Raw genomic sequence first — 12,300 nt, 5'->3', positions numbered from 1 at the left:
AATATCTCCTTATATTGCCATCACTGTGACGTCTTGATCTTGATCAAGTTTATATTGTGAAATGTTGTCGACAGTAAGTATATCATTATTGAGTTCACCTTTGAGACAGATTACCTCAAAGTTTTCTTCATTTGTCATAACAAGGTAAAGTTTTGGATGTTTACAACTTCCTTGCTCTATCTTTGCTTTTTGAATTGTTTGAACAGGCTTAATGTCTTTTAGCTTACAGCGGTAGTGTGGACCACCATCAAATGGATCCACTTCATTTGTATACTTAAAACCAATTGATTCAAGCATTCTCTTTACTGGTTCTGTATCAAGTCCAACTTTTCCAACGGCATTTCTCGCTTCAATTGGAAGTAGGGTTTCGTAAATTGTTCCTGAAGGGAAGAGGCTTAGAATGAATTCTTTATTCTTACGACTTAAGATGTCGGCATCATGATATTCCATATTAAGAAATCGTCTACCAATTGCTTCCCATAGTGGAGACTTTCCATCGGCATCAAATGGTGGCATTAGTTCAGAGTGAACAGTGTCCTTAAAACGATGAGGATTTAATCCCATATACATGAAACGACAAAATGATAGAACCTTTCCTAGTTTATTAGGATTGCCTCGATAACTTGGATCAAGGATAAGCCCACCAATTTCTGTTGGCCCATCGGTATCGTAGCCAAGCTTCAGGGTTCCGTGTATGAAGCCTGTATTTATTGTTTGGGAAAATTTATTTTCTTGTCCAACTTTCAAATAAAAATGAGGCTCATGTTCATCACCATGACGTGCGTGAATCATAGAGCAGCCGATAACTCTATTTGCCTCAAGATCTTCTAGCACAAAAATATAATGATCGCGTGAAAGATCAGAACTCATTTGTTTAAAAGAGCGAAGAGAACTATTGATCTTACTTTCGATTAACTCCTTATCATGAGGTAAGTTAATAAAAGTATATAATCCCGAAAGATCATATAAATCTTCTAAGTCTTCTTTTTTAACAGGTCTTATTCGAAACATTTTTTTCTTTCCCTAATTTATTTCTTCTAAGATTGTTTTTTCAATTATAGAAATGATGTCATCAATATGCTCATCAGTCATAGCAAGTGGCAGAAGTAGTCTAACTCGTGTTGGTTCTTTACCGGCCATAAAGGCAACGATTCCGTTATTAAATAAAGCCTTAACAAATTTTGAAACGGTTTCAGTTGTTGAGTCACCGACTTCAAAAGCTATCATTGTTCCAATACCACCAACATAAGTTATCTTGTCTTTACAAGAGTTCTTCATTAGGTGAGTTAGCTTTGTGATGAACTTATCTTCTAATTCTTTGATACGTCCATTATCTCCGTAGAAATTACCTTCTGTTAGATACTTAACAAGTTTACTTCCTGTTGAAAGTGCTGAAACAGATCCATTGAAAGTACCTGCAATTAAACCAGGCTTAGGGTTTAATTCTTCACTATAAAGGACACCACAAACTTGTAGAGCCTTTCCTACAGAAACAATGTCGACATACTTATCTAGGCCCATTGTTTGGAATGCAAATAATTCTCTTGTTCTACCAAATGTTTGAACTTCATCAATCCAAATATATAAACCTTTCTTCTTGGCCCACTTAAAGATTTCTTCGTAATATTCTTTTGGTCCAAAGATAAACCCACCTTCACCCTGAATAATTTCAAGCATAATTGCACAGTGCTGATTTGGGTGTTTCGCTGTAACTTCCTCAAGTGCCGCTAGTGTATTCTTTAATGAGTCCTCAGGGTTGTTTTGATCAAAATGTGGAACGTGATCAACATCTAAAGACTTAGGCATCCCTTGACGGTAATTAGCATTATGTGTGATATCCTGAGTAGCAACACTTCTTCCTGCAAAAGCTTTCTTGAAAGCAATCACACGATAAGCAGGATCTTTCTTTTGCCAAACAAGCTTAAGAGCTAGATCATTTGCAAAACTACCTGAACCTGTAAACCAAAAGTGCTTCAGGTTACTTTCTTTAACTGCACTAAGTAGATTATTTGTTAATTCTATTGCTTGTGGATATGGTTGAAGATTTCCACACATAACTGAGTCACCAAGAGCAGCCTCAAGGTGTGACTTAATATAGATAGGATGTGAGTGACCAAGTAGGTTAGGACCAATACCGCCGATTAAATCATACTTTACTGAACCGTCAATTAACTCAGTGAATGGCCCGTGTCCGCGTCCAGATGAAACATAGTTAAAGTAGATACCTTTACCTCTTTCTTGATTATAAGTTTTTAAAGTTTCTTCAACTAGATGCTCTTTTCCTTCTTGTGGCCCACGAACTTCCATAAAATTCTTCTGCTCTTTAAGAATTGAAGAGAATAGCTTATCAAATTGATCATTTATTTCATTGTTTCTAACGCCGTATTTCATAACTCACCTCTTTTTTACTTTTTTTATGTGGTAGAATTATCACTCACTTGCAAAGGCTACAAGCCAAATAGATAATAAATTTATGCCAGATACTAACACAGGAAATCCACTAAAAGAATTGGAAGAACTTTATAAAAATAAAGATTATGAAGCTTATAAAGATCTTCTAATTAAAAATAAAAGTCTATTTATCGATGCTCAGTATTTTTACAATTTGGGCACCGCGTACTTGAAATTAGAAGACCTTGGAGCGGCCAGACTTTATCTTGAAAAGTCATATCAGCTAGGTCAGCAAGATAAGCTCGTAACCAATAATATCGACTATATTAAGACTCAATATGACTTAGGTAGTCAGGAGTATAATCTTGTTGCCAAAGGCCTTAATATACCAAGTGTTTATTATACTAGTATTACCTTGGTACTACTTTTGATTGTTTTAGTTTTAAATTGGAGAACTAAAATTCATAAAGGTATTATTTTTATTTTATTTATCGTTTCACTCAGTCCTGCTATTTTCAATAGCATCTATTTGAAAGCAACATATAATAATGCTGTTGTGATGAAAGATACGCAAGTCCATGAAGGACCTTCTGCAATTTTTGAACATAACCAGCAGGCACGTGAAGGACTTAGAGTGATTATCTCTAAGGTGAATGAGGGATGGTCTTTTATTTATTGGCCAAGTAGCGTTAAGGGTTGGGTTAAGTCCGATTCCATTGAAACTTATTAAAGGTAATTTATGACTGAGAAGTATTCTAAAGAAGATCAAATCGATATTAACTTAATAAAGTTTTTGTGGTCGATTAATCCTCTTATTAAAAGCAATAAGGTAACCATCCCATATCTGCTAAGAGAAACTGTTATATTAAGAAATCTCGGTGAATTTGAATTATTTCAACTTTCAAAATACTTTCACAAAAGAACATATGAAAAAGGTGAGGTTATCTTCAAAGAAGGTGACTTTGGAATTGGTTTCTACATCATTGTCTCTGGTCGTGTTGAACTTTATACAGAGCGAAGTGGAAAGAAGTTTCATGTAACTAATCTTGAAAGAAGGGACTACCTGGGAGAGATTGGTCTACTTGAAGAAGGTCATAAGCGTTCTGTGTCTGCAGTTGCTTCAGAGCCACTTGAGATGCTGGGAATTTTTAAACCTGATCTCGAGCTAATGATTACAGAAAAGCCGGGACTCTCTTCTAAATTCCTCCAAGCAATGAGTGAGCTAGTTGTAAAGAAGTTACATATTCTTGCAAGAGAAATTAGAAAACTTAAGGTTGAGAACTCTGATTTAAATGATGAAGTAAATGCACTAAATGAAGAGAAAGAAAAAAATGACCAGTAATGATCGTCTAAGGGCCATAATTTTTGGATTATTTATCCTCTGTTGCATGGGCCTGTTTTTTCTATTTCCTAGAGTCGCAACGCCTCTTTTAATTTGCTACATTCTAACTCTGATTCTAAATCCAATATTATTATTTATTGAACGTTATCATATAAATCGAAACCTTTCCTCGGCCATCCTTGTTGTGATCTTTCTATTTGCTACAATTTATCCAGTGGTAAAGGTTACTCCAATAATGGTGAGTGAATTAAATAATTTAGAAGTTTATATTCCAAAAGTAGAATATTTCCTAAAAACAAGTTACTCATCTCTGCAGGCATTTGTTGAAGCAAGGTCTGGCTATCGTTTAAGTAATGAGTACCTTTTACAAACCTTGAACTTTGTAAAAGATGAGATCAGTGCTTTTGTATTGGTACTGCCAAAGTTTCTTGGTACGGCACTGGAATTGTTTTTTATTGTGCCTTTATTTCTCTTTTTCACATTAAGAGATATGAGAACATTCAGAGAGAAGGTCACAAGACTTTTACCTAATAAGTACTTTGAAAAGCTTTATCATCTCTCATTTCAATTTAATCGTCGTATTGGTGACTATATTCTGGCTAAGGTTATTGAGGCCAGTATTTTAGGGATCATAATTTTTGCGGGCCTATTCTTTATGGATATCCGTTTTTCTCTGATCTTTGGAATCCTTGCAGCGGTTACTAATATTATTCCTTATCTAGGCCCATTATTTGGCTCTGTTCCTGCATTAATCTTTATTGCAGCTGAATACGGAATGGGGACAGACTTTGGTGGAGTTTTAATTCTCTATCTTGTTGCCAATGCCATTGATATCGCAATTGTCTTTCCATTACTTGTTTCAAAAATCGTTAACCTCCACCCAGTTGTTGTTGTAGGTAGTGTTATTCTTGGCTCTCAAATGATTGGAATTACGGGAATGATTATTTCAATTCCATTAGCGGCCGCAATTAAGCTATTAATTGATCAAGTTCTTAAAGATGTTTACGAAGAAGGCTATTAGCTTTGACGGGTATTATTGTTAAGTGCTAGAATTTCCCTATATATAGGGGGCCAAGTGCTTAAGTATCTTACATTATTATTTTCTATTCTTGTTTTGACTTCCTGCGCAGTAAATCGACCAAAAGGTAGTACTGAGGCAGAGGTTTTATTTAAAGAGGCTTCAAGGCTTAAAGAATCAGAGCGTTATATTATGGCGCTTGAAAAATTAAATACAATTAAATCTCAATATCCATATAGTTACTATGCAACCTCTGCTGAGTTAATGCAGGCAGACATCCTATATTTACAGGAAAACTATGAGGAATCTGCTGCTGCATATCTTTTGTTTAAGGACTTTCATCCAAAACATCCAAGAATGGATTATGTAACTTTTAAGATTGCAGAAGCCTACTATAAACAGAAGCCATCAACATTTGATCGCGATCTTACTGCCGCTAAACAGGCCATTAAATATTTTAATGAGCTAAGAAGTTTATATCCAAATTCAAAGTATCTGAAAGATGCTAAGGATAAAATTGATGAATGTTATAAGATGCTAAAAAATAAAGAGCTCTACATTGCCAACTTCTATTATAAAACGGAAGACTTTCAATCAGCGGCTTTTCGCTATAAGAATTTATTGAATCGATTCAATGATGATAAAGTTAAAAAACTTGCCAGTGATCGTTTGGTAACAATTGGTTTAAAAAGTGCAAGGCCAGAGCTTTGTGAGTTAGTTTTTAAAAATTATCGCTATTTATATAAAGATGGTGATCTTTCTAACTTAAAAAGTGACGTAAAAGAGTGTTTAAGATAGGGGACGCCAATTATGATGAAGTCATTTGAACAAGAGAAATTATCTAAGAAGGCCAAGGTTGCTTTTGATAATCGTGAATTTAATAAAGCGATATCAATTTATAATGAACTCTTAGATATTGATCCAAAAGATGCTGATGCTCTTTTTTCAATTGCTAATATTTTTCATTTAACGGGTGAGATCTCTAAGGCCATTAAAGCTTTCAAAAAAGTTTTAGAAGTAAGGCCAGATCACACAGATGCAGCTGTTAGCTTATCGGTTCTCTATAATGATATTGGACAATATGAAGAAGCAAGTAAGATCTTTCAGGTTGCTTCACAAAAGGTTAAGGTTAACTCTAAGAGCTCTGAGCTTAATGATAATCATATTGATCGTAAGTTTGCGATTAAGCACTATGAGTTAGCTGATTTATATCTAACATATAATCGTTTTGATGAAGCTCTATTTGAATATGGAAAAGTATTAAAGCTTGATCCAGATAATTTAGAGGCCAGAGTAAAGATTGCAAAAGTCTATGCTAAGAAAGGCTTTGTTAATAAGTCATTTGAAGAACTTTCAAAACTTAAGAATGAAAGACCTGATTATCTTCCAGGTCGTATTGCTCTTGGTGTTCTACACTATGGTAAGGGTGATGTTTTAAATGCTACTTCTGAATGGGAAAAAGTTGTCTCTGTTGATCCTCTTAATAATGAAGCACAAATGTATTTAAACTTTGCTAAGAATGCGACAGAAACTACTTTATAAGAAATAAAAAAGAAATTTTAAAATAAAAAAGCACCATGTTCATGGTGCTTTTTTTATATATATAAATTTGGAAAATTTAAATTAAGCTTCTGCTGTACGTTCTGTATTTGTTGTTTCACTTTGCTCAACAACAGTTGGCTCATTTGAAACATTAACATTTGTACGAACAGAATCATCAGAATGAAAATTAACAATCGACTTCTTCAGGGCCGCATACATTTCAAATTTTACTTCTAGTTTATTATCTTGAAGTACAATCTGACGTGCTTTGTGAGTGTCGTTATTAATAATGATTGGTGCCTTTAAGTTAGCCGACATAAGCGTTACATCCGAAGGAATTGTTAGGATTGTATAAACGCTTGCGTTTGTTAGGTTCTCTAGCTTAAGGCTATTTAATTCAGCTGGTAATAGGCTGATAGAATAGTCTTCTTTAAAGATTTTTGGTTCAATGATTGGGAAAGCTGTTGCTCCATCATCTACTGATTGTAGCCAAAGAATAAGTGTTTGATCACCTGGATCAACAACAAAGAATTCTTTAAGGTTTTCAAACCCAAGAATACCTTCATCAAATTTGATGATATCTTTTTTATTAACTTCTAATTCCCCAAATCGTGTTGTGCTTACTTTCACTGTGTCGTTCCTCCGAATTCAAGTTTCAGAACTTGATAACAGATTTTAACAGTCGTAGGGGCAAAAGAGCAAGCGGAATTTATTTCTTGTTGCGCAGGGCGTCTGCGAGATCGTTAAGACTATCTGGTCCAGCCTGAGAAGCTTCATAATTTTGCTCTTGAATGGCCTTGTAGACCTCTTCTCGGTGAATTTTTGTTTCCTTCGGGGCCTTGATTCCAAGACGAACTTGTTTACCTTTAATTTGTACGACAACGATCTTAATATGATCGTCTATAGCAATACTTTCCCCTAGCTTCCTTGTTAAAACCAGCATTTCACATCCTCAATTTTGAACCTTCCTGATTCATCAGGTAGAGTTCATATATTATTCAAAACTTTAAAAATCAAGTAAAAAATCAACTAAATAAAAAAAAAGTAGCAGCAGCGTGTTATCGCAGAAAGTCTAAGAGGTTTCTATTTAAGAGCCCCTCGGATGTTTTATATGCTGTTTTTAAGATCTCTTGTTGACGCGTGATGTCTGAGAATAATTCAGTTACATCTGCATCGACGAGCTTACTCTTTCTTTCCATATTGCTAATATCGTTTGCTTCAATTGTGTTCACATTACTCATAACTGAACTTGAAACAGAGCCAACTCTTGTTCTTAAAGTTACAAGACGTGTAATGGCCGTATCAAATTTTTCAAGTAAGTTTTGAATTTGCTTTGGATCATTATTTTCTAATGAAATGGCAAGGGAGTCGAGTAGTCCAAATATATTGGCCGTCTCAGTATATTTACCAGCATCTTCACCAACTGATGCGATGTCACGATTATTTGCTTCAACTGATTCAATTTCTCTATTCTTATTTCTATCTTTTCCTGCGGCCATTTCAGGAAACTTCTCAAGAGGATGTTTTACTTTAGAGTCTGACTCAGACTCGGCCATAAAAACTTCTTTCCCATGAAGATTAACCTGAACAAAGAAGTCTTTTCCAACTTCTAACGTTGTGTGACCTGTATCACCAAGATATTTACCATTTTCATCAAATGGAGCTTGCAGTGTCTTATATCCTGAAAAGATATAACGTTGACCAACTCGCTTATTGGCGATGGATAATGCAAGATTACGTAATTGGTGTACTTCGTTTGCAACATTTCGTCTTACATCGGCATTATAAATATCTGATGATTGAGCGATTGCAATTTCTTTTGCCTTATTAACAACATCAGTTAAGTTCTCTAATGCTTTTTCTGTAATATTTAATTGGAGTATTGCAAAGTCTGCATTTCTTTTAAATTGAGCATTATCATTTGTAACACTTGATATTTGTAATGCTTCAATATTTGCAGCTGGATTGTCTGATGGCTTACGCATGCTTTTAAGAGTTGTCCCCTTCATTTGAAGGTCTTCCATCTTAGACTTATGCTTATTAAGCGTATGCCTAATTGATAAAGTCGTTGAATTTTCAGACACTCTTGTCATTACTTATATTCCTAATTACTGCTTTATTGATAAAACAGTATCAAACATTTCATTTGCAGTTTGCATTACTTTAGCTGCTGCTTCGTAAGCGTGCTGATACTTGATCATATTTGCCGCTTCTTCATCAATTGAAACACCACTGATTCTTTCTCGAATAGAGTTTGCCTGTGCAAGTAAACCTTCCGATTGTTCAGCGTCTAGCTTTGCTTTTCCTGTTTCTAAACCAACATTTCCGACAGTTTTTAGGTAGTCCTCTTCAATCGTTGCTGTACCATCTCCCATAAGTCTTTCGTGTTGAAGCTTAGAGATAGCAATTGCGACACGGTTATCTCCGGGACTATTTGGAGAAAGGGCCGTTGCAATATTTGAAACGTCAGACTTAATGGCATCACTTAAATCAAGTCTAAGCGCCGCACCTTCAATCTGAGTTGGCTCCTTAAAGAAATTTAATCCAGTTGTCGGTCCTTTAGAATCAACTGTAACCGGATTTCCTTGGGCATCAGTTTGAATCTCTCGATTAACAAAACCTCTTCTGTGAATTGCATTAACATAATTCATAAATTCAAAAGCTGTTTGATCGAGTTTTTCTCTTAGTGCTTTAATATCGTGGTTTCTTACCTTGATGACTGCACCAAGTGATCCACCTTTAAATTTTTCAGTAATTTGTTGACCAGATCTTGAGGCCCAAAAAACTTCAACAGAACCATCTTGACCACTTGTTGAGTCTTCTTTTCCAAAGACGTATGTTCCAAGTGTTTGAGTTTGGGCAGCTGTTACGAGTGTCCCAACTCCTGGTGCTTGAACGTTATAATTTCCACGTTCATCTTCATAAGTATGGATCTTAACAATTTTAGATAATTCTTTAATTGCAAGATCTCGTTGATCTCGCATATCTCCGGTTTCGTCACCATTTGCTTCTAGTTCACGAATCTTACGATTTAGCTGACCAATTGTTTCAATATGCTGATTAGCATCTTTGATATTTAAAGAAATTTTGTCATCGATACTTCTCGAGATTTCGTCGAGAGTTTCAGCAATTCGACGAAAGTCTTTAACAATAAGTTGTGCCTTATCGCGAACAACAGATCGTACCGTTTCATTTTCTGGTTGATTTGCAAGATCTCTAAAGGAGTTGAAGAAGTTGTTTAAGATCTGATTCAGACCTTGATTATCGATTTCATTGAAGATGTCTTCGATACGACCCATTTGTTGGGATCTATTATCGTAATAAGACTTGTCAGTATTTGCGTCTCTTAATTTCTTTTCAACAAATTTATCATGGACACGATTAATATCTCTAATGCGAGTACCACTACCTGTTACAAGTCCATCCTTAATTAGTGGAGTATTTGCTTGTTGATGCACGCGTTGACGTGAATACCCTTCAGTATTCGCATTTGAAATATTGTGAGACGTAACTTCAAGAGCTTTCTTTGAAGCTGATAGTCCCGTATTCCCAATGTTTAAAAGGCGTGATGACAAATTTTCTCCGTGCTATGGATTGCGCCCAAGAGATCTCTCCTGAGTCATTCCTTTTGCATTATATGTAGATACAGTTTTTGTACCCATGGCACTTTCCCTGATCTCGCGAAGAGAGCTGAGTGCTTTATTAATAAATAATTGATTCTTCTTATTTTGCGCCTGAATCTTTTCAATAATATCAACGAGTAGAGCATTAAAACGATAGAGATGCTTTCCTTCTTTTTCCGCTTCAAACTTTGCAAAGAAGTCGAGTAGGTCATTGATAGAGTTTACTTCAAGCTCTTTGTAATCTTTTTTTATCGTTGCAAGAATATCATTGCGTAAGTACTCGTTCTTTTCTATTTCAGAAACGATTAATGCTTTTTGAGCAACTTTCTCTTCCAACTTTTCTAGGTCGCTTTCAAGTAACAATGCATACTCATCACATGTAAGGTCGAAAAGCTTATAGTGAAGCTCACATTGCGACTTCCAAATATCTGTAATTTGAAAATAATATTTTGCAAGTTGTGTTTTCATTAGACTCCAAATTCCTCACCGAGTATTTTGTCGGCCATTTTTTCATAGTCCATTTTATAAGTTCCACCTTGGATCTGTGCCTTAAGGGCAGCGATCTTGGCGCTATTATCCATTTCTGGTGCCGCATCGACGGCTTTTTTAATTTGTGCAAAGTCCTTTACAGCTTCTGGAATCGTTACCTTAGCATCACGACTTGTTTGGTTGTCGATATATGCCTTTTGAGCTGTTGAATTCCTTTTAATTGGAGATTGTTTCTGAACATCCTGAGCTCGCTCATTTTGAGTTCTTGAGTTTGGGAAGAAACTAGATCTCGTATTCTGTACACTACTCATACTTTACTCCAATTTGGTTTTTGCGCTTTATTGCGACTTCCTGTGAGGGTTGAGTTGGCCCTTCATCCATTTTAATATTGTGTTGTGCGTACTTATTCTTATTGTCCAAATAGTTTTGATAATTTTGAGAGTTCCTCATGTGTTTAGGATAAATCTCATTCAAAATTAATTTCTGTATTTGGCTATCCTCATTCACAAGTGCCTTGGCCCTTTCGCTTGTTAATAGTCCTTTGTAGAAATTTCCTGCTGTACCTTGAACGCCTGCGTTTAGGTTCTTTGTCATTTCTTTAACCATTAACTCGTTAAATTGTGCTTCTAGCCCTTGTGCTGCACTTTTGATCTCTTCGGGAATGTACTTTTCAGATTCTTCAGGACGAATAGAATTAGATGCATTATTCATTGCATTTCTATTTTGAATTTGAGGTCGATGAATTTTTACTTCATTCATATAACTCATCCTGAGTTTCTGGCCATTCAATCCTCGAAAAGCCCATTAACATTAATTATTTTAACATTTTTTTAAGGTTTTTTATACCGGGCCTTAAAAAATGGTAAAAAATGCTATTTGACATGCAAACTTAAATTAACTCAATTTCTCCAATTAGAGCACCATTTCGCTTAAGTGCTTGAAATATCGAAATAAGGTCTTCCGGTGTTGCACCAAGAGCATTTAAGCTCTTCACTAATTCATTAAGCGTTGTGGACTTATCCACAAATTTTACATTTTCAGGCGTGCCTTCTTTATCCTGGTTATTTACTTGGATATTTAGCCCACCGTGTGAGATCGCTACAGGTTTTACAGCAATATCTCCGCCGGCAACAATTGTACCTGTGCGTTCATTGATGATAATTTTTGCAATGCGATCAGTGTGAACTCGAAAATTCTCAATGATTGCTAGAAGCTGAACTATTTTTCTCTGATACTGAATAGGGATGATGATATCCACAGTATTTGAGTCTTTTGCTATTGCATATTTTCCACCAAGTTCTTGGTTGATTGTTTTTTCAATGCGAGCAGCTGTCGTAAAGTCTGGGTTTTTCAGAGCAAGACGTAATGACTTCTTTTTGTCGAAATTTAACTTCAGTTCACGCTCTACTGTGGCACCGTGTGGAATTAGGCCAGTTGTTGCAAACTTCTTTCCCTTGTCAAGGCCACCGATAGAGATCGGGCCATTTGCTACAGCGTAAACATTTCCATCACCACCTTTTAGTGGAGTGATTAAAAGAGTCCCTCCAGCTAGTGATGAAGCATCTCCAATTGAAGAGATCGTTACATCTATTTTTTGACCGACACGGCTAAATGATGGCAATTGCGCTGTTACAATAACTGCTGCGACATTTTTTGAGCTGATTTCATTTTGTGGATTCAGTCCAAGCTTTTGAAACATACGCTTTAGTGATGTATTCGTAATTTCTCCACCACCATCTCCAGTTCCATTAAGGCCGACGACAAGTCCGTACCCTACGATAGGGTTTTTACGAACACCCTTAACATCGACAAGGTCCTTTAATCGACTCATCTTTGCATCGACATGCGTTCCAAATGAAAGAAGAATCAATCCAAAAATTAGCTTTTTAAACATT

General features: G+C 35.7%; 15 protein-coding genes. 5 read left to right on the top strand and 10 right to left on the bottom strand.

Translation table 11 applies throughout. From position 1 onward, the window contains the following. Positions 1 to 9 precede the first annotated feature (9 nt). Positions 10 to 1,011: an arginine N-succinyltransferase gene (locus ACN5L8_RS14305; protein ID WP_412473909.1), complete on the bottom strand. Its 1,002-nt coding sequence runs from the start codon at positions 1,009 to 1,011 to the stop codon at positions 10 to 12. A gap of 12 nt (positions 1,012 to 1,023) precedes the next feature. After that, on the bottom strand, positions 1,024 to 2,391 hold the full coding sequence (locus tag ACN5L8_RS14300) for an aminotransferase class III-fold pyridoxal phosphate-dependent enzyme (RefSeq protein WP_419173348.1): 1,368 nt from the start codon (positions 2,389 to 2,391) through the stop codon (positions 1,024 to 1,026). An 82-nt stretch (positions 2,392 to 2,473) separates the two neighbouring features. On the opposite strand from ACN5L8_RS14300, the gene ACN5L8_RS14295 reads away from it, so the two are divergent. The 5 genes from ACN5L8_RS14295 to ACN5L8_RS14275 are packed head-to-tail and all read left to right on the top strand — an operon-like array spanning position 2,474 to position 6,293. Further along, positions 2,474 to 3,121: a tetratricopeptide repeat protein gene (locus ACN5L8_RS14295; RefSeq protein WP_412473907.1), complete on the top strand. Its 648-nt coding sequence runs from the start codon at positions 2,474 to 2,476 to the stop codon at positions 3,119 to 3,121. Between the two features lie 9 nt (positions 3,122 to 3,130). Continuing rightward, entirely contained in the window at positions 3,131 to 3,733 is a 603-nt protein-coding gene (locus ACN5L8_RS14290; protein WP_114705921.1) for a cyclic nucleotide-binding domain-containing protein, read from the top strand. Beyond that, complete coding sequence (locus ACN5L8_RS14285) at positions 3,705 to 4,754, top strand: AI-2E family transporter (RefSeq protein ID WP_114705920.1); 1,050 nt, start codon at positions 3,705 to 3,707, stop codon at positions 4,752 to 4,754. The genes ACN5L8_RS14290 and ACN5L8_RS14285 overlap by 29 nt, the downstream gene beginning before the upstream one ends. Positions 4,755 to 4,808: 54 nt before the next feature. After that, complete coding sequence (locus ACN5L8_RS14280) at positions 4,809 to 5,549, top strand: outer membrane protein assembly factor BamD (protein ID WP_412473906.1); 741 nt, start codon at positions 4,809 to 4,811, stop codon at positions 5,547 to 5,549. A 12-nt stretch (positions 5,550 to 5,561) separates the two neighbouring features. Next, positions 5,562 to 6,293, top strand: coding sequence for a tetratricopeptide repeat protein (locus ACN5L8_RS14275; protein WP_412473905.1), 732 nt, complete (start codon positions 5,562 to 5,564; stop codon positions 6,291 to 6,293). An 81-nt stretch (positions 6,294 to 6,374) separates the two neighbouring features. Here the strand turns inward: ACN5L8_RS14275 and fliW are convergent, their stop codons facing one another. The 8 genes from fliW to ACN5L8_RS14235 form a co-directional block, all read right to left on the bottom strand. Next, positions 6,375 to 6,923: a flagellar assembly protein FliW gene (gene fliW, locus ACN5L8_RS14270; protein ID WP_158536778.1), complete on the bottom strand. Its 549-nt coding sequence runs from the start codon at positions 6,921 to 6,923 to the stop codon at positions 6,375 to 6,377. Positions 6,924 to 7,002: 79 nt separating this feature from the next. Continuing rightward, positions 7,003 to 7,236, bottom strand: coding sequence for a carbon storage regulator CsrA (gene csrA, locus ACN5L8_RS14265; protein WP_114705916.1), 234 nt, complete (start codon positions 7,234 to 7,236; stop codon positions 7,003 to 7,005). Between the two features lie 115 nt (positions 7,237 to 7,351). Next, entirely contained in the window at positions 7,352 to 8,386 is a 1,035-nt protein-coding gene (flgL, locus tag ACN5L8_RS14260) for a flagellar hook-associated protein FlgL (protein WP_114705915.1), read from the bottom strand. Positions 8,387 to 8,401: 15 nt separating this feature from the next. Beyond that, entirely contained in the window at positions 8,402 to 9,868 is a 1,467-nt protein-coding gene (flgK, locus tag ACN5L8_RS14255; protein ID WP_114705914.1) for a flagellar hook-associated protein FlgK, read from the bottom strand. A 12-nt stretch (positions 9,869 to 9,880) separates the two neighbouring features. Further along, complete coding sequence (gene flgN, locus ACN5L8_RS14250) at positions 9,881 to 10,384, bottom strand: flagellar export chaperone FlgN (protein ID WP_114705913.1); 504 nt, start codon at positions 10,382 to 10,384, stop codon at positions 9,881 to 9,883. Continuing rightward, a complete protein-coding gene (gene flgM, locus ACN5L8_RS14245; protein ID WP_114705912.1) occupies positions 10,384 to 10,716 on the bottom strand; it encodes a flagellar biosynthesis anti-sigma factor FlgM in 333 nt (110 codons plus the stop codon). The genes flgN and flgM overlap by 1 nt, the downstream gene beginning before the upstream one ends. Then, the gene (locus ACN5L8_RS14240; RefSeq protein ID WP_114705911.1) at positions 10,709 to 11,164 is read right to left on the bottom strand and encodes a hypothetical protein; all 456 of its coding nucleotides are present in this window, start codon (positions 11,162 to 11,164) and stop codon (positions 10,709 to 10,711) included. The genes flgM and ACN5L8_RS14240 overlap by 8 nt, the downstream gene beginning before the upstream one ends. A 130-nt stretch (positions 11,165 to 11,294) precedes the next feature. Beyond that, entirely contained in the window at positions 11,295 to 12,299 is a 1,005-nt protein-coding gene (locus ACN5L8_RS14235) for a flagellar basal body P-ring protein FlgI (protein ID WP_114705910.1), read from the bottom strand. Position 12,300 lies beyond the last annotated feature (1 nt).

The organism is Halobacteriovorax sp., from assembly GCF_048381875.1.
In the GTDB taxonomy this organism is placed as follows: domain Bacteria; phylum Bdellovibrionota; class Bacteriovoracia; order Bacteriovoracales; family Bacteriovoracaceae; genus Halobacteriovorax_A; species Halobacteriovorax_A vibrionivorans.
Note: the sequence above shows the minus strand (reverse complement) of the source record. Positions and strands in the feature narration are given on the sequence as shown.